This is a genomic window from Arthrobacter sp. 131MFCol6.1, assembly GCF_000374925.1.
Classification (GTDB): Bacteria; Actinomycetota; Actinomycetes; order Actinomycetales; family Micrococcaceae; genus Arthrobacter.
In genome coordinates, this window is the sequence record NZ_KB895541.1 from 746,287 (window position 1) to 762,342 (window position 16,056).

Sequence of the window (16,056 nt, forward strand, 5' to 3'; positions counted from 1 at the left end):
CACGACGGCCTTTGCTGCGAGTCAGCTCGGTGGCTTACGCCAGCGTGATGAGGTCCAGGTAGTCTTCGTTCCAGTGGTCCTCGATGCCGTCGGGAAGCAGGACAACGCGCTCCGGGTTGAGCGCCTCGACGGCGCCCTCATCGTGGCTCACTAGGACGACGGCGCCGGTGTAGTTGCTCAGGGCCCCGAGGATTTCCGCGCGGCTGGCGGGGTCGAGGTTGTTGGTGGGCTCATCGAGGAGCAGCACGTTTGCGCTCGAGGCCACGATGGTGGCCAGCGCCAGCCGGGTCTTCTCGCCGCCGGAGAGCACACCGGCGGGCTTGTCGACGTCGTCGCCGGAGAACAGGAACGAGCCCAGGATGTTGCGGACTTCCGCGTCGTTCATGTCCGGGGCGGAGGAGCGCATGTTCTGCAGGACGGTGCGGTCCACGTCGAGCGTCTCGTGCTCCTGCGCGTAGTAGCCCACCTTCAGGCCGTGGCCCGCAACGACTTCGCCGGTGTCCGGCTTGTCGACGCCGGCCAGCATCCGCAGCAGCGTGGTCTTGCCGGCGCCGTTGAGGCCCAGGATGACCACCTTGGAACCGCGGTCGATGGCAAGGTCGACGTCGGTGAAGATCTCCAGCGAGCCGTAGGACTTGCTGAGGCCGTCCGCGGTGAGCGGGGTCTTGCCGCAGGGTGACGGATCCGGGAAGCGCAGTGCTGCCACGCGGTCGGTCGCGCGCACGGCTTCGAGGCCGCCGAGCAGGCGTTCGGCACGCTTGGCCATGTTCTGGGCGGCGACGGCCTTGGTGGCCTTGGCGCGCATTTTGTTGGCCTGGTCGATGAGGACCTGGGCCTTCTTCTCCGCGTTGGCCCGCTCACGCTTGCGGGCGCGCTCGTCCGTTTCACGCTGCGTGAGGTAGCGCTTCCAGTCCATGTTGTAGAAGTCGATCTGGGCGCGGTTGGGATCGAGGAGGAAGACCTTGTTGACGGTCGCTTCAAGCAGCTCGGTGTCGTGGCTGATGACGATCAGCCCGCCCTGGTGATTCTTGAGGAACTCGCGAAGCCAGGAGATGGAATCGGCGTCGAGGTGGTTAGTGGGCTCATCGAGGAGCATGGTTTCGGCATCCGAGTACAGGATGCGCGCCAGCTCCACGCGGCGCCGCTGTCCACCGGACAGGGTCTTGAGCGGCTGGTTCAGCAGCCGGTCCGGCAGGGCGAGGTTCGAGCAGATCGCTGCCGCCTCGGCTTCCGCGGCGTAGCCGCCGGCGGCCAGGAACTCGGATTCCAGCCGGTCATAGCGGTTCATCGCCTTGCGCTGGACCGCGGGGTCATCGCTGGCCATCTCTTCGTGCGCCACACGGAGCTTGCCCACGGCAATGTCCAGGCCGCGGACGGACAGGATCCGGTCCCGCGCGAGCTGCTCCATGTCCGGGGTGCGCGGATCCTGCGGCAGGTAGCCGATTTCGCCGCTGCGGGTTACCTTGCCGGCGGCGGGCAGGCCCTCGCCCGCGAGCACCCGGGTCAGCGTTGTCTTGCCTGCACCGTTACGGCCGACCAGACCGATCTTGTCTCCCTTGTCGATCCGGAAGCTCACCTGGTCCATGAGGAGGCGGGCGCCGGCGCGCAGTTCGAGATCCTGGACGGTAATCAATGCAGCTAAGGCCTTTCACAACAGGGAATGCCGCGGCACAACGGGTGGAGTCTGGGCGGGGCCGGGGCAGGGCGGTGCGAGAGCACGGCCTCCCCAAGTCTACCGGCACTGCCCCGGCTCCATGACATGGGCACCTTTGGCAGTGGCCAGCCGCCGGCGCGATGCTGGTCCGGCCCGCTGGCAGTGTTCATTGGCGGCGCCCTCCAGCTTCCGGGCCGCCGGTTAGTGGGGCGCCTACAAAAAACCGTCCCCGCCGCGACCGTACAGTCAATATCACAGTCCATATTTCCGCCGCAGCACCCCGACAGGAACATCATGACGCAAACCGACCGTCCCGCCACAGCCAGGACCCCGCGCCGCCGGGGCCGCTGGAATGCCACCGACCTTGGCCTCATCGCCGTCTTCGCCGCCCTTGTGGCCGCTTCTGCCCTGATCGCCGCCATCCCCGTCGGCGGGCTCGGTGTCCCCATCACGCTGCAGACCCTCGCCGTCATGCTCACGGGGCTGGCCCTCGGCCCGGGCCGGGCCTTCGCCGCCGTCGGCCTTTACATGCTTCTAGGCTTTGCGGGCCTGCCGATCTTCAGCGGCGGCCGCAGCGGCCTGGGTGTGCTCGCCGGCCCCTCCGCCGGCTACATCATCGGGTTCCTGCTGGCCGCCACGGCCGTCGGCTGGCTGACCGTCGTCGTCCTCAAACGCACCGCCCACCGCACCGGCAGGCTGCGCGCCATCCTCCTGTTCGCCGCCGCCATGCTGAGCAGCATCATCTTCATCCACGGCCTGGGCATCCTGGGCATGATGGTCAACGCCAAGCTGGACTTCTCCAAAGCCTTCCTGGCCGATCTCGTGTTCTACCCCGGCGACATCATCAAGAACGTCCTGGCCGTCAGCATCGCCTTGGCCCTGCACAAGGCCTTCCCGGACCTGCTGCTGCGCCGCGTCCGGACGGTTGACCCCCGCCCGTGAGCATCATCGTCCTGGACCGGGTTTCGGTGCGGGTGCCGGTCGACGGCCGCCCCGCCCCCAAGACGCTGCTCCAGGAGCTCTCGCTCGACCTCACGGAACGGCGGATCGGGGTTATCGGGGCCAACGGCTCGGGCAAGTCCACCCTCCTGCGGCTCCTGAATGGGCTCGTGGCACCCAGCGGCGGCACCGTGAGAATCGACGGCGCCGATACTGTCCGGGCCGTCCGGGAGGTCCGCCGCCGGGTGGGCTTTGTCTTCACCGATCCGCTCTCCCAGCTCGTCATGCCCACCGGACGCGAGGATGTGGAACTGTCCTTGCGCCGCTCCATCCGCAACGCTACTGAGCGCCGGGTCCACGCGGAGTCGGTGCTGGAACGGTTCGGCCTCCTGCCGCTGGCGGACCAGAGCATCTACGAGCTCTCCGGCGGCGAACGCCAGCTCCTGGCGCTGGCCGCGGTCCTGGCCGTCGAGCCGGAGGTGCTGGTCCTGGACGAGCCGTCCACGCTGCTGGACCTGCGCAACCGCGAACTCCTGCGGCGCACCCTCGCCGGGCTCCGCCAGCAGGTGATTCTGTCCACCCACGACCTTGACCTGGCCCGGGACATGGACCGCGTCCTGGTGGTGGACGCCGGGAAGGTGGTGTTCGACGGCGAACCGGCGGCCGCCGTCGCGCATTACCGCGCCCTGAGCGCGGCGGGTTTGCCCTCGGCCGGCGGACCTGCGGGCGGCCGGCTGGAGCAGGCGTGAGCGGCCACGGCTTCCTGCTGGCGGCGTATGTGCCGGGCACGTCCCTGGTCCACCGGGCGCCGCTGTGGCTGAAATTCCTGCTGGTCGTTGGGTGTGGAATGACGTCGTTCCTGATCGCAGACTGGGCCGTGTCGGCCGCCATGCTGGTGCTGCTCTGCGGGCTGTTCCTGCTCAGCGGGGCCGGCCCTGCCCGGCTGTTTCGCGCGGTGCGTCCGGTCCTTCCGGTTCTCGTGGCGATCGGGCTCTTCCAGTGGTGGCAGCTGGGCGCACCGACCGCCGCCCGGATCGTGCTGAACGTCCTGGTCTGCGTCGTCGCGGCCTCAATCCTGACCGCCACCACCCCTGTGCAGGCACTCCTCGACGGTGTGGCCTCGCTGGCCCGGCCGTTCCGGCGCTTCGGTGCGGACCCGGAACGCTTCGCCCTGACCATCGCCATCATGCTCCGCAGCATCCCGTTCGTTGCCCAGGCCTACACGGACGTGCGCGACTCCGCCCGGGCCCGCGGACTCGAACGCAACCCGCGGGCTCTTGTGTTGCCCGTCTTCATCAGCACGGTGGCCTTCGCCCGGCAGACCGGCGAAGCCCTCGCCGCCCGTGGACTGGGCGAGCCGGAGGACCCGGAGGACTAGGCAGACTGGCCCCGTTCCCGCGGTCTTGCTCCCACGCGGGGTCGGTAACTAGACATGCCCTCCCGTGGCCGCAGCCAGTGGACATATGGCCGATATGTCCACTCCTCACGCCGAGGACTGGACATGTCCTCCTCCGGCTCCGGGCACGGGCATGTCCTTTCCCCTGCGCCCGGCCTGGACATGTCGCTTACCTAGTGCCAGGGCAGGGCATGTCCGCACTGGGCAAATGGGCCTCCCCTCCGTTGGCCGCAGCCAGTGGACATGTGGCCGATATGTCCACTCCTCGCGCCAGGGACTGGGCATGTCCCCTTCCGGTGGCTTGCATGGACATGTCGCTTACCTGGTGCCGGGGCAGGGGATGTCCGCATCGGGCAGATGGGCATGCCCTCCCCTGCCCGCAGTCAGTGGACATGTGGCCCAAATGTCCACTCCTCACGCCAGGGACTGGGCATGTCCCCCGCCGGCGCCGGGCATGGGCATGTCCCCCGGCGGGGGGTTACGTGAGGCGCGCGTAGCCCAGCAGTGCGGCCGTGCCCATGCCGCCTGCGATGCTGATCATCGCCAAGGCAAGCTGCCCTGGCTCCGGGGACCTGCGGGCCTGGGCCAGCAGCCGGGTGACCAGGACCGCGCCCGAGGCTCCATAGGCGTGGCCGAGGGCCAGGGCGCCGCCGTCGAGGTTGGCCCGCTCCGGGTCGATTCCCAACTGGTCAAAGCACGCGAGCGTCTGGGCGGCGAAGGCCTCGTTGAATTCCACCAGGCCCACGTCCGCGGCCGTCAGGCCGTGTGCCGCCAAGAGCCGTTCGGCCGCCGCGGCCGCGCCAATGCCCAGCAACTGCGGCGCCACCCCGGCGGTGTCGGTTCCCAGGACCAGCAGCCCGTCCGCGGCGCCCAGCTGCCGGGCCCGTTCCAGGGACGTCATGACGACGGCGGCGGCACCGTCGGCGTCGAAGCAGGAGTTCCCCGCCGTGACCGTGCCGCTGCTGGCAAAAACGGGCGGGAAACGGGCCATCAGGGCCGCGCCAAGGCTCGGCCGCGGCCCGTCGTCGGCTGCCGCGGACGCCCCGGGGCCGGCGGTGAGGGGTACGATTTCGCCGTCGAACTTCCCGGCCGCCGCTGCAGCGAGGGCACGGTGGTGGCTGCGGAGCGCGAAGGCGTCCTGGCGTTCCCGGCTGATGCCGAAGCGGCCGGCGACGTTCTCGGCCGCCACGCCCATGTCGGGGTCGCCGAAGCTCAGCGGGGCAAACTGGGCCCGGCTGTAAAAGTCCGGGCTGCCGTCTTCGTTGCGGTGCGCCCGGAGCGGAGCCGTGCTGATGCTCTCCACGCCGCCTGCGAGGTACAGGCCGCCGCCGCCCGCCGCGACCAGCCGGGAGGCCAGGACGATCGCGTCCAGACCAGAGCCACATTGGCGGTCCACGGTGACGCCGGGGACGGTGACGGGCAGGCCGGCCTCCAGCGCGGCGAGCCGGGCCACGTTTCCGCCGCCGCCCACGGCGTTGCCGATCACGACGTCGGTCACGGAGCCCGGCGCGGGGCCGGCACCGGCACCGGCACCGGAGAGCAGGCTGCGGAGCACCGGAGCCAGGAGTTCGTGGGCGCGGAGCTTCTTCAGGGCCCCGTTGGCCCGGCACAGCGGTGTCCGGCGCGCGGCAATGATCACCGGCTGCCTGTCCTCCGGCAGCAGCCCGGGGAAGGACAGCCCGGGGATCGGCCGCCCGGGTGGTGTCGGCGCCGTGCCCGCGCGCGGCTCAGCCAAGACGCCGGATCCTGGGATCGTTCCGGGCTACCCAGTCCAGCAGCAGCTGCCGGCTGATTTTGCCCCGGTCCGTCAGGGGCAGCTCCGTCAGCACGAAATACTCCAGGGGTCGCTTGTTCCGTGCCAGCACATCGTCGATCCCGGACCGCAGCTGGGTGGCGGTGACCGCCCCGTGTGAGGGCACGACGCCGGCCACGACGCGCTGGCCGCGGAGATCGTCAACCATGCCGGCCGCCACGGCCGCCGCGACGCCCGGGACGGAGGCCAGCGCCATCTCCACCTCATGCGGGTAGACGTTGGTGCCGGCGGTGATGATCATGTCGGAGCGGCGGCCGAGCATGTGCAGGGTCCCGCCGGAGAGGTAGCCCTGGTCGCCCACGGTGTACCAGCCGTCGAAGCAGCGCAGCGCCTGGCCGTCGTCACCCCACAGGTAGCCGTTGCTGACCATGCCGCTGCGGACGCAGATGTTGCCGTCGCTGCCGTCCGGGAGATCCGCGCCGCCGTCGTCGAGGATGCGGATAGCGACGCCGGGAAATGGCTTCCCGATGCCGGTGCCGCCCGGCTCAACGGGCTCGCCCGGACGCAACCCGGCGCCCGAGACGAAGCTGAGCTCGGAGGCGCCGTAGTACTCAAAAATGGTTGCGTTGGGGGCCCAGCGCCGGGCCGCCTCCAGCGTCCGGGCATCCAGCTTGGAACCGGCGCAGATGATGCTGCGGATGCCGGAGGCATCGACCCCGCCGGCCAGGCCCCGCTCGCTGAGCAGCCGGAGCATGGTGGGCACCAGGACCAGGCGGGTGATGCCGTCGTGGCTGACGGCCGCGTGGGCGGCGCCGACGTCGAAGTGGTCCAGGCTGTGGAACTCCGCGCCGGCATACAGGCATTCGGCGAGGGCATAGAGGTTCAGGCTTGCCGCGAGCGGGCCGGGAGCCAAAGACTTGTCGTCCTGCGTCAGTCCAAAGAACTCGATGGAGGCCTCGAACGATTCCTGCCAAGACCGCCGCGAGCGGGTGAACGCCTTGGGCACCGAGGTGGTGCCGGACGTCAGGCCGATCAGGAACGAGGTGTCAGGCGGCCCGTCAACCAGCTCGGTCCCCAGCCCGGGAAGTGCATGCGCCGGCCCCGTCTCCGTCCCGGCGATGCGGGCGGTGATGCCGTCCTGGAGTTGCTGCGGCCAGGCCGGGTCCAGCACGGCGCACTGCCGCTCACCAGCGATGGCCGCGGCGAACGCTACGGCGAAGCGGGTTGAATTTTGTTCGGACAGGACGGTGATGGCGGGAGCCGCGGGCACCAGGGCTGCCGCTGCGTCCCGCAGGCCGGACCAGCTGAGGTGTTCTCCGGCAACGACGACGGCTGTCTCGTCGGGACGGTCATCGGCCCAGCGCTGGAGTCTGTCGAGATAAGGCATCGAACCAACTTTACCGTTGCTGGCCGCGGCCGCGGCCTGTGCGGGATATTGTGACTCCATGAGCTTTAACGACAACGCCCCGCTGGATCCGTCGCAGGTCCAGGACCGCCGCGGGATGGGCCGCGGCCCGATGATCGGCGGCGGGATCGGCGGCGGCATCATCCTCCTGCTGGCAGCCCTCTTTGGCATCAATCCCCAGCTTCTCGAGGGTCTGGCCGGCACCGTCCAGGACCCCCAGACGCAGAGCCAGGGCTCTGCCCCCGCCTGCCAGACCGGCGCCGACGCCGACGCCCGCCTCGACTGCAGGATCACCGGCACGGTCAACAGCCTGAACGCCTTCTGGCCGGCCTATCTGGCCCAGTACAACACCAAGTACCCGCGGCCGAAGGCGGTGATCTTCGCCGGCGGAACCAACACCGGCTGCGGCGCCGCCACATCGGACGTGGGGCCGTTCTACTGCCCCGTCGACACCACGGCGTACTTCGATCCCGGCTTCTTCCAGGAACTCGTGGACCGGTTTGGCTCCTCCGGCGGCCCCCTGGCGCAGGAATATGTGGTGGCCCACGAATTCGGCCACCACGTCCAGAACCTGCTTGGCGACCTCGACCGGGCACAACAGGACCCCCAGGGCCCCGGTTCCGGAGGTGTCCGGGTTGAGCTCCAGGCCGACTGCTACGCAGGGCTGTGGGCCCACTATGCAACGACGCAGGCAGATCCCAAGACCGGCCAGCCCTACCTCGAACCCTTCACTGACCAGGATGTGAAGGACGCCCTGTCGGCGGCCTCGGCCGTCGGCGATGACCGCATCCAGAAGGCCGCCACGGGCCGCGTCTCACCGGAGGCATGGACCCACGGATCAAGTGCCCAGCGGCAGAAGTGGTTCTACCAGGGGTACACCACCGGGGACATCAACAAGTGCGACACGTTCGCGGTGGCAACGCCCTAGCCCCAGCGCTCCAGCCCCAATCCCGTGCCCTCACCCGCGGGGCCGGCGCCGGGCAGGGACCTCGACATAGCTGAAGAATCCGGCATGGCCCAGGTGCCGGTGCTTGGGATGCCACACCGGGCGGTACTGGTGCCCGAACGGGTCGGTCACCAGGACCGTGTCCAGCCGGTTGTTTCCGGCCAGGAGGCGGTCGACGTCGGCCAGCGCATTGCGCCGCGTGGCCAGACCGTCGATGTTCAGGCTCCAAAGCCCCAGCTCGACGTCGGTTCCGCGCTCCAGCTGCAGCGTTTCGAACAGGCCGGCCACGAGCCCGGCGAGCCCGACGGGATCAACACGTTGCAGCCGGTGAGACTCGGGATGCACGTCGCGTGCCTCGGCGAGGGCCTGGCGCAGCCAGTGGAACTCCACGGATCCCAGGGGCGGTCCCAGGCGCAGGTGGCGGTTCTTGTCCAGCTCCAGCCGGTACGTGGTGGCGCCGCGGTCAAGGATGCACGGAGCTTCGCCGACATATTCGAAGTCGGCCAGGAGGGCTTCCCGGGAGCGGTAGTAGGAGAACTCGCCGCTGTCCTCGACAACCACGAAGTCCCCGCTGGCACCGGAAGGCCGCGGCGGTGGAGTGGCATCCATATCCGTGTGCCTCCTGTTCGACGGCGTGCCCGGCCCGAAGCGTGTGGAGCCGTTGTCTTTATCAGACCACCGCCAGGACCATATGGGAACGGCGGCGGGAACACCGGAACGAAATGACGACGGCGGCCCCACCTCAATGAGGTGGGGCCGCCGTCGTACACGGTCCGGGCCATGCCGGCCCGCCGTGCGGTCCTGCTATGTGTGCGGATCTAGATGTTGAAGCCCAGGGCGCGCATCTGGTCGCGGCCGTCCTCGGTGATCCGTTCCGGACCCCATGGCGGCATCCACACCCAGTTGAGCCGCCAGTCGTCGACGATCCCGTCCAGGGCCTTGCCGACCTGCTCCTCGATCACGTCGGTGAGCGGGCAGGCGGCGGTGGTGAGCGTCATGTCGATGAGCAGCGCGCCGTCGTCGTCCGAGTACTTCAGACCGTACAGCAGGCCCAGGTCAACGATGTTGACCCCGAGTTCCGGGTCGATCACATCCTTGAGCGCCTCTTCGACATCCTCGAGGCCCGTGCGGGCCACATTGAGTTCGGTCATTGCGGAGTCCTAACTACGCCTGGGCTGCCGCCGAGGCGGCAGCGATGGTGGCCGCCCCTGCGCCGGTGGCGTAGCGGTCGTAGCCTTCGTCTTCGAGGCGGTCGGCGAGCTCCGGGCCGCCCTCTTCCACAACCTGGCCATCGACGAACACGTGCACGAAGTCCGGCTTGATGTAGCGCAGGATCCGGGTGTAGTGCGTGATGAGCAGGGTGCCCATGTTGCCTTCGCCGTGGGCGCGGTTGACGCCCTCGGAGACAACCTTGAGCGCGTCGACGTCCAGGCCGGAGTCGGTCTCGTCGAGGATGGCGAACTTCGGCTTGAAGAGCTCGAGCTGGAGGATCTCGACGCGCTTCTTCTCGCCGCCGGAGAAGCCTTCGTTGACGTTGCGCTGGGTGAAGTCGGCGTCGATGCGCAGCTGCGCCATGGCAGCCTTGACGTCCTTGGTCCACGTGCGCAGCTTGGGGGCTTCGCCGTCGATCGCGGTCTTGGCAGTGCGCAGGAAGTTGGTCATGCTCACGCCCGGGACCTCGACGGGGTATTGCATGGCAAGGAACAGGCCGGCGCGGGCACGCTCGTCGACGCTCATGGCGAGGACGTCTTCACCGTCGAGGGTGATCGTGCCGGAGGTGACCTTATAGCGCGGGTGTCCGGCGATGGTGGACGCCAGCGTGGACTTGCCGGAACCGTTGGGGCCCATGATGGCGTGCGTCTCGCCGGTCCTGATGGTCAGGCTGACGCCCTTCAGGATTTCCTTGGTGCCCTGCTCGGTGTCAATGCTGACGTGCAGGTCCTTGATCTCAAGAGTCGACATGTGTCTTGTTCTCCTCTGCACCGTGCCCTCGGCACTGTGCGTTTTCTTGGCGATAAGTTTTCTTGTGCGGGTTGCCGGCTGCAGGCAGCTAGCTGAAGGTTGGAGCCTCGGCGCCGTTCAGGACGTTGGTGAAGTCCACGTAGACCTCGTCATCCACGACTGTCACGGCAAACACGGGAACAGGATCATAGGCTGGCAGCTGGAGCGGCTCGCCGCTGCGCAGGTCGAACTGGGATCCGTGGCCCCAGCACTCGATCTTGCAGCCTTCGACCTCCCCTTCGGAGAGGGAGATGTCCGCGTGTGAGCAGGTGTCGCCGATGGCGTGGATCTCCCCCATCGAGTCCTTCACGATCGCTACCGGGTAGTCGTCGATGAGGATCCGCAGCGCCTGCTTGAGTTGGATCTCGCTGGCGTTGCAGACCAGCTCGCCCTTTGGCTGTTCAGTCATTGATGTAGTCCGTGTTCTCTAGTGCTGGGCACTAGTGGTTGGTCGCCGCGAGTTCGCGCTCGACGGCTTCCGTGAGGCGCTCTTCGATGGCCGGAACGTTGATCTTCTGGATGATCTCGTTCAGGAACCCGCGGACCACCAGGCGGCGGGCCACCTCTTCCGGGATGCCACGGGCCATCAGGTAGAACAGGTGCTGGTCATCGAATCGTCCGGTGGCGCTGGCGTGGCCGGCGCCGGCGATCAGGCCGGTCTCGATCTCAAGGTTCGGCACGGAATCGGCGCGGGCACCGTCGGTCAGGACCAGGTTGCGGTTGGCCTCGTAGGTGTCGGTGCCTTCTGCTTCCTTGCGGATCAGAACGTCACCGACCCACACGGTGTGCGCGTTACGGCCCTGCAGGGCGCCCTTGTACAGGACGTTGGACTTGCAGTTGGCCACGGCGTGGTCCACGAACAGGCGCTGCTCGAGGTGCTGGCCGGCGTCGGCGAAGTACAGGCCGAACAATTCCACTTCGGCGCCCGGGGCGGTGAAGCGTGCCGAGGGCGTGACGCGCACGAGGTCGCCGCCGAGGCTGACCACGATGTGCTTGAACTTCGCGTCGCGGCCGAGCTTCGCCTGCTGGGAGGAGGCGTGTACGGCGTCGTCGTTCCATTCCTGGAGCGAGATGACGGTCAGCTGCGCGCCGTCCTCAACGAGGATTTCAATGTTTTCCGAGACGACGGCGGTGCCCTGGTGGTCCAGGACGACGACGGACTTGGAGAACTTTTCCGCGACGATCACGACGTGCTGCGCCGAAGCGTCGGTGCCCTGGCCGGTCAGCAGCACGCTGACCTCGCCGTCCACCTGGACCTCGGACGGGACCGTGATGACGGTGGCCTCGGTGAAGTTCTCCCAGGCGTTCGCGGAGACGCGGTCCTCGGGGATGGCGGCGGAGCCGATCCGGCGGTCGTCACGGCCGACGGTCTCGACCTTGACGCTGTCCGGAGCGGTGACGCTCACGGCCGGTGCCGCACCGGTTAGGACCTCCGTGTGCAGGCCGCGGAGGCGCTTGAGCGGGGTGAAGCGCCAGTCCTCCTCCATGCCGGTCAGCGGTTTGAAGTCCGCCAGCTTGTACGACGTCAGGCGGCCGGCGCGTGAGCTGTCCGGTACGCCGACGCCGCCGCCGTGCGAGTGGCGCTTGACGGCTTCGCCGGCCAGCGGCGCCTTGGACTCAGCGGCGTTCAGCGGTGAGAGGCTTTCGCCTTCCTCGGTGAAGCCGTTGATAAACGGCTGGGCTGAGGGCGCGCCGATGCGGGCCTTTTCAGTAGTGATGTCAGTCATTAACCGACCGATCCTTCCATCTGCAGTTCAATCAGTCGGTTCAGCTCGAGGGCGTATTCCATCGGCAGTTCGCGGGCAATCGGCTCGATGAAGCCGCGGACGATCATCGCCATGGCCTCGTCTTCGCGCATGCCGCGGGACATCAGGTAGAACAACTGCTCTTCGCTGACCCGCGAGACCGTGGCCTCGTGGCCCATCGTGACGTCGTCCTCGCGGATGTCGATGTACGGGTAGGTGTCAGACCGGCTGATGGTGTCCACCAGGAGCGCGTCGCAGCGGACCGTGTTGGCCGAGTGCTTGGCGCCTTCGCGGACCTGGACCAGGCCGCGGTAGGCGGCACGGCCGCCGCCGCGGGCCACGGACTTGGAGATGATCGAGCTCTTGGTGTTGGGCGCGATGTGGACCATCTTGGAGCCGGTGTCCTGGTGCTGGCCTTCGCCGGCGAACGCGATGGACAGGGTCTCGCCCTTGGCGCCTTCGCCCACGAGGTAGACGGCCGGGTACTTCATGGTGACCTTGGAGCCGATGTTGCCATCGATCCACTCCATGGTGGCGCCCTCTTCGCAGATGGCGCGCTTGGTGACCAGGTTGTACACGTTGGTGGACCAGTTCTGGATGGTCGTGTAGCGGACGCGGGCGCCCTTCTTCACGATGATTTCCACGACGGCGGAGTGCAGCGAGTCCGAGGTGTAAATCGGCGCGGTGCAGCCTTCGATGTAGTGGACGTAGGAGTCCTCGTCCGCGATGATCAGCGTGCGCTCGAACTGGCCCATGTTTTCCGTGTTGATGCGGAAGTAGGCCTGCAGCGGGATGTCCACGTGGACGCCCTTGGGCACGTAAACGAAGGAACCACCGGACCAGACGGCCGTATTCAGCGACGCGAACTTGTTGTCGCCCACCGGGATGATGGTGCCGAAGTACTCCTGGAAGATCTCCGGGTGCTCGCGCAGCGCGGTGTCCGTGTCCAGGAAGATGACGCCCTGCTGTTCCAGGTCCTCGCGGATCTGGTGGTAGACCACCTCAGACTCGTACTGGGCGGCGACGCCGGAGACGAGGCGGCTGCGCTCGGCTTCCGGGATGCCCAGCTTCTCGTAGGTGTTCCGGATGTCCTCGGGCAGGTCTTCCCAGGTTGCGGCCTGCTTCTCGGTGGAGCGCACGAAGTACTTGATGTTGTCGAAGTCGATGCCGGACAGGTCCGCGCCCCAGGTGGGCATGGGCTTGCGGTCGAAGTACTTCAGGCCCTTGAGCCGGAGGTCGAGCATCCATTCCGGCTCGTTCTTCTTAGCCGAAATATCGCGGACAACGTCTTCATCGATGCCGCGCCGGGCGTTGGCCCCGACGTCGTTCTTGTCGGCCCAGCCGTACTCATAGGTGCCGATTCCGTGGAGCTCGGGATTCTTTTCCAGAATCTCCGAAATCACAGTAGAGTCAGCAACCTTCTTCTCTGATAGTTGGTCCGTCATCACGGCCTTTCTTGGAGATGGTTGGATACTTCGTCCGGGTTGACCGGTGCTGCGGGACTGGGAGTCCCGACGGCGGCCGGACGGCCCGTAGGTATGTGGGTGGTGCAGACGTGCCCGCCGCGCGCCAGAGTGGACAGCCGGCGCACGTCGACGCCGACCAGCCGGGAGAACACTTCGGTCTCCACGTCGCAGAACACGGGGAACTGGGCAGCCAGGTGCTGGATGGGGCAGTGCCCCTGACAGAGCTGGACGCTGGAGAGCGCGGCCGGGAGCGGGGCCTTGGCTTCGATCGACTGCGCCGAGGCCACGAACCCGTCGCGACTCAGGGCCGCGGAGAGAGCCTGGGCGCGGGCGGTGATGTCCGGTCCGGCCTGCTCGATCTCCGGTGCGTAGCGGCGCTCCATGTCGGCGAACCGCTCGACGGCGAACTGCCGCACGGCCTCGGGGCCTGCCGCCTCGCCCAGGCGGCGCAGCGCCACGGAGGCGATGTCGAGGTAGTCGTTGCCCAGGTTCGACTGGCCCTGGGAGCTCAGGACGTAGCGGCGGGCGGGCCGTCCGGCGCCGGCACCGGCGCGGGCAACCCGCTTGACCTCAATCACTCCGCTGCGCGCGAGGTGGTCCAGGTGTCGGCGCACGGCTGCCGGGGTGAAGCCCAGAAGATCGCCGAGTTCGGCTGCGCTGATGGGTCCATGCTCCAGCACCGCGTTCAGGACGCGGTCACGCGTGCGCTCTTCGGCGTCGTGCGTGTGGGTGCCGGCCGCCGCGGGAACTACGTCCGGAACGGCCGCCACGTGTGCCCGGGCGGACCCGACGCGCGCGGCGCCGCGGCCGGAGGGGACTGCGGACGCAGCGGCTCCGGACACAGAGGGGGTCATGGAATACACAACACAATCATGTCGTAATTTACTCCGGCATTCCAGTAAGGCATGGCTTGCCTGCGCGACCAGCCCCTCCGGGGGGCCGGCGTACTACATCGCGTAGAATGCTGTGGTGCGATCTCCCGAATCCCCCGTTCTGACCATCAACGGGCTTGTCAAGGATGTTGGTCCACTGCCCACCCTCGACGGCAAGATGCTGCGCGTGGTCAGCGGCCTCTCCCTCATCGCCGAACGCGGCCAGGTCACGGCCCTGCTCGGCGCCAATGGCGCGGGCAAGACCACCACCATCGAATGCGCCCAGGGGCTGCAAAAGCGCACCGCCGGCGCCATCAGCCTACTCGGCCACGATCCGGATTCGGCCGGCGCGGGCCTCCGCGCCCGGGTGGGGGTGATGCTGCAGGACGGCGGCCTGCCGCCGTCGGCCCGGCCCATCCCCCTGCTGCGGCACATCGCCGGCATGTACCAGGACCCCTGGCCGGTGGATGAACTCATCGGACGCCTGGGGATCGACTCTTTCAGCCGCACCAACGTGCGGCGCCTGTCCGGCGGGCAGAAACAGCGCCTCGCCCTGGCCGCGGCGCTGGTCGGCAATCCGGAGGTCCTGTTCCTCGACGAGCCCAGCGCGGGCCTGGACCCGCAGTCCCGCCAGATGGTCTTCGATCTCATCTCCGAACTGCGGAACAGCGGCATGGGCATCATCCTGACGACGCACCTCATGGACGACGCCCAACGCCTCGCGGACTACGTCTACATCATCGACGCCGGCCGCAACGTCGCCGAAGGCACCGTCGCCCAGCTCCTGCGCCACCAGCTGCCCGCCGGCGACACGTCGCAGCACATCCGCACCTTGCTCTTCGAAACCGAACCCGGCCTGGACTTCGCCGGCGTGCTGCCCGACGGCGTCGACGTCACTGAGGCGCGGGCCGGGAGTTATGCCGTAACCGGAGCCCTGACCCCCGCCGACCTTGCCGCGATCACCGCGTGGTGGGCCCAGCGCGGGATCATGCCCAGCTCCCTGAGCCTTGAAGCGCGCAGCCTCGAGGACGTCTTTTTGGACATCTCCGGAAGGGAGATCCGATGACCCGCGTAACAGGTGGCGCCCCGCTGGAGAGCGCGCGCCGTGCCGGCGCGCCCCCTGCCGCGCACGGCAGCGCCCCCGCTTCCCTGCTGCGCCGCATCCTGCTGCAGGGGCAGTACGAAACCGTCACCATGCTCAGGAACGGCGAGCAGCTGATCCTCGCGATCGTGCTGCCGCTGCTGGCCATGGTCGGCCTGACCGTGACGCCGCTGCTGGACGGGCTTGGTGCGACCCGCATCAACGTCGCCGTTCCCGGCATCCTGGCCTTGTGCGCCATGTCTACGGCCTTCACGGGGCAGGGCATCTCCACCGGCTTCGACCGCCGCTACGGCGTGCTGCGCTTTCTGTCCACGACGCCCTTGGGCCGCACCGGCCTGATCGCGGGGAAGGTTCTGGCCGTCCTGGCGGTGCTGTTCCTTCAGGTGCTCATCGTGACCGCGGTGGCCGTGGTGCTGGGATGGCAGCCCAACCCCGCGGGCTGGCTGCCCGGGCTGGCCATCCTGGTCCTCGGCGCCGCCGCCTTCACGGCACTGGGGCTGCTGGTCGCCGGGACGGTCCGGCCGGAGGCGACCCTGGCTATCACCAACCTGCTCTGGATCCTGCTTGGCGCGCTGGGCGGAATCGTGATCCCGGCCGAACGGCTCCCGGCGCTGGCCCAGGCCGTGGTGCATTTCCTTCCCTCCGGCGCGCTGGGCCAGGCGCTGAGGGATGCTTTCCTGTACGGCAGCGTCAATGGTGCCGCCGTGCTTGTCCTGCTGCTCTGGACGGCGATCGCCGGCGGCGCAGCAACCCGTTGGTTCAAGTGGAATTGAGAAA

The 16,056-nt window shown here is 68.3% G+C and carries 16 protein-coding genes; 6 read left to right on the forward strand and 10 right to left on the reverse strand.

All coding sequences use genetic code 11. The features are described 5' to 3' along the window. Window positions 1-34 precede the first annotated feature (34 nt). Window positions 35-1,633 (reverse strand): ABC-F family ATP-binding cassette domain-containing protein, encoded by a 1,599-nt coding sequence (locus tag C566_RS0103585; protein ID WP_018772965.1) that lies wholly within the window; start codon window positions 1,631-1,633, stop codon window positions 35-37. A gap of 315 nt (window positions 1,634-1,948) precedes the next feature. Between C566_RS0103585 and C566_RS0103590 the strand changes: the two genes are divergently transcribed. Genes C566_RS0103590 through C566_RS0103600 form a run of 3 tightly spaced genes read left to right on the forward strand, consistent with a single transcriptional unit; the run spans window position 1,949 to window position 3,971 of the window. Further along, the gene (locus C566_RS0103590; protein WP_018772966.1) at window positions 1,949-2,596 is read left to right on the forward strand and encodes a biotin transporter BioY; all 648 of its coding nucleotides are present in this window, start codon (window positions 1,949-1,951) and stop codon (window positions 2,594-2,596) included. Beyond that, window positions 2,593-3,342, forward strand: a complete 750-nt coding sequence (locus C566_RS0103595; protein ID WP_018772967.1) for an energy-coupling factor ABC transporter ATP-binding protein — start codon at window positions 2,593-2,595, stop codon at window positions 3,340-3,342. The genes C566_RS0103590 and C566_RS0103595 overlap by 4 nt, the downstream gene beginning before the upstream one ends. Then, window positions 3,339-3,971, forward strand: coding sequence for an energy-coupling factor transporter transmembrane component T family protein (locus C566_RS0103600; RefSeq protein WP_018772968.1), 633 nt, complete (start codon window positions 3,339-3,341; stop codon window positions 3,969-3,971). The genes C566_RS0103595 and C566_RS0103600 overlap by 4 nt, the downstream gene beginning before the upstream one ends. Window positions 3,972-4,467: 496 nt before the next feature. On the opposite strand, the gene C566_RS0103605 is transcribed toward C566_RS0103600, so the two are convergent. Both C566_RS0103605 and C566_RS0103610 read right to left on the reverse strand, forming a co-directional pair. Next, window positions 4,468-5,676 carry a thiolase family protein gene (locus C566_RS0103605; RefSeq protein ID WP_051082252.1) on the reverse strand — a complete coding sequence of 403 codons (1,209 nt, stop codon included), beginning with the start codon at window positions 5,674-5,676 and terminating at the stop codon, window positions 4,468-4,470. Between the two features lie 40 nt (window positions 5,677-5,716). Continuing rightward, window positions 5,717-7,129 carry a class I adenylate-forming enzyme family protein gene (locus tag C566_RS0103610; RefSeq protein ID WP_026266344.1) on the reverse strand — a complete coding sequence of 471 codons (1,413 nt, stop codon included), beginning with the start codon at window positions 7,127-7,129 and terminating at the stop codon, window positions 5,717-5,719. 58 nt (window positions 7,130-7,187) lie between these two features. On the opposite strand from C566_RS0103610, the gene ypfJ reads away from it, so the two are divergent. Further along, window positions 7,188-8,075 (forward strand): KPN_02809 family neutral zinc metallopeptidase, encoded by an 888-nt coding sequence (ypfJ, locus tag C566_RS0103615; protein WP_018772971.1) that lies wholly within the window; start codon window positions 7,188-7,190, stop codon window positions 8,073-8,075. A 30-nt stretch (window positions 8,076-8,105) separates the two neighbouring features. On the opposite strand, the gene C566_RS0103620 is transcribed toward ypfJ, so the two are convergent. From C566_RS0103620 to C566_RS0103650, 7 genes are all read right to left on the reverse strand, one after another. Further along, window positions 8,106-8,702 carry a hypothetical protein gene (locus tag C566_RS0103620; protein ID WP_018772972.1) on the reverse strand — a complete coding sequence of 199 codons (597 nt, stop codon included), beginning with the start codon at window positions 8,700-8,702 and terminating at the stop codon, window positions 8,106-8,108. Window positions 8,703-8,911: 209 nt separating this feature from the next. After that, complete coding sequence (locus tag C566_RS0103625; protein WP_018772973.1) at window positions 8,912-9,244, reverse strand: metal-sulfur cluster assembly factor; 333 nt, start codon at window positions 9,242-9,244, stop codon at window positions 8,912-8,914. 13 nt (window positions 9,245-9,257) lie between these two features. Next, a complete protein-coding gene (gene sufC / locus C566_RS0103630) occupies window positions 9,258-10,055 on the reverse strand; it encodes a Fe-S cluster assembly ATPase SufC (RefSeq protein WP_018772974.1) in 798 nt (265 codons plus the stop codon). Between the two features lie 88 nt (window positions 10,056-10,143). Continuing rightward, window positions 10,144-10,503 (reverse strand): non-heme iron oxygenase ferredoxin subunit, encoded by a 360-nt coding sequence (locus C566_RS0103635; protein WP_018772975.1) that lies wholly within the window; start codon window positions 10,501-10,503, stop codon window positions 10,144-10,146. A gap of 31 nt (window positions 10,504-10,534) precedes the next feature. Beyond that, entirely contained in the window at window positions 10,535-11,821 is a 1,287-nt protein-coding gene (gene sufD / locus C566_RS0103640) for a Fe-S cluster assembly protein SufD (protein ID WP_018772976.1), read from the reverse strand. Further along, window positions 11,821-13,284, reverse strand: a complete 1,464-nt coding sequence (gene sufB, locus C566_RS0103645; protein WP_018772977.1) for a Fe-S cluster assembly protein SufB — start codon at window positions 13,282-13,284, stop codon at window positions 11,821-11,823. The genes sufD and sufB overlap by 1 nt, the downstream gene beginning before the upstream one ends. Beyond that, window positions 13,284-14,159: a helix-turn-helix transcriptional regulator gene (locus C566_RS0103650; protein WP_043466017.1), complete on the reverse strand. Its 876-nt coding sequence runs from the start codon at window positions 14,157-14,159 to the stop codon at window positions 13,284-13,286. Before C566_RS0103650 ends, sufB begins: the two co-directional genes overlap by 1 nt. Before the next feature lie 115 nt (window positions 14,160-14,274). Here C566_RS0103650 and C566_RS0103655 point away from each other — a divergent pair, with 115 nt between their 5' ends. Both C566_RS0103655 and C566_RS0103660 read left to right on the forward strand, forming a co-directional pair. After that, window positions 14,275-15,243 (forward strand): ABC transporter ATP-binding protein, encoded by a 969-nt coding sequence (locus C566_RS0103655; protein WP_018772979.1) that lies wholly within the window; start codon window positions 14,275-14,277, stop codon window positions 15,241-15,243. Then, entirely contained in the window at window positions 15,240-16,052 is an 813-nt protein-coding gene (locus tag C566_RS0103660; RefSeq protein ID WP_018772980.1) for an ABC transporter permease, read from the forward strand. The genes C566_RS0103655 and C566_RS0103660 overlap by 4 nt, the downstream gene beginning before the upstream one ends. Window positions 16,053-16,056 lie beyond the last annotated feature (4 nt).

Excerpts from the sequence above, each read along its gene's own strand:
- C566_RS0103590 (WP_018772966.1), top strand. The coding sequence starts at position 1,949 with ATGACGCAAACCGACCGTCCCGCCACAGCCAGGACCCCGCGCCGCCGG.
- C566_RS0103610 (WP_026266344.1), bottom strand. The coding sequence starts at position 7,129 with ATGCCTTATCTCGACAGACTCCAGCGCTGGGCCGATGACCGTCCCGAC.
- ypfJ (WP_018772971.1), top strand. The coding sequence starts at position 7,188 with ATGAGCTTTAACGACAACGCCCCGCTGGATCCGTCGCAGGTCCAGGAC.
- C566_RS0103620 (WP_018772972.1), bottom strand. The coding sequence starts at position 8,702 with ATGGATGCCACTCCACCGCCGCGGCCTTCCGGTGCCAGCGGGGACTTC.
- C566_RS0103625 (WP_018772973.1), bottom strand. The coding sequence starts at position 9,244 with ATGACCGAACTCAATGTGGCCCGCACGGGCCTCGAGGATGTCGAAGAG.
- sufC (WP_018772974.1), bottom strand. The coding sequence starts at position 10,055 with ATGTCGACTCTTGAGATCAAGGACCTGCACGTCAGCATTGACACCGAG.
- C566_RS0103635 (WP_018772975.1), bottom strand. The coding sequence starts at position 10,503 with ATGACTGAACAGCCAAAGGGCGAGCTGGTCTGCAACGCCAGCGAGATC.
- sufD (WP_018772976.1), bottom strand. The coding sequence starts at position 11,821 with ATGACTGACATCACTACTGAAAAGGCCCGCATCGGCGCGCCCTCAGCC.
- sufB (WP_018772977.1), bottom strand. The coding sequence starts at position 13,284 with ATGACGGACCAACTATCAGAGAAGAAGGTTGCTGACTCTACTGTGATT.
- C566_RS0103650 (WP_043466017.1), bottom strand. The coding sequence starts at position 14,159 with ATGACCCCCTCTGTGTCCGGAGCCGCTGCGTCCGCAGTCCCCTCCGGC.
- C566_RS0103660 (WP_018772980.1), top strand. The coding sequence starts at position 15,240 with ATGACCCGCGTAACAGGTGGCGCCCCGCTGGAGAGCGCGCGCCGTGCC.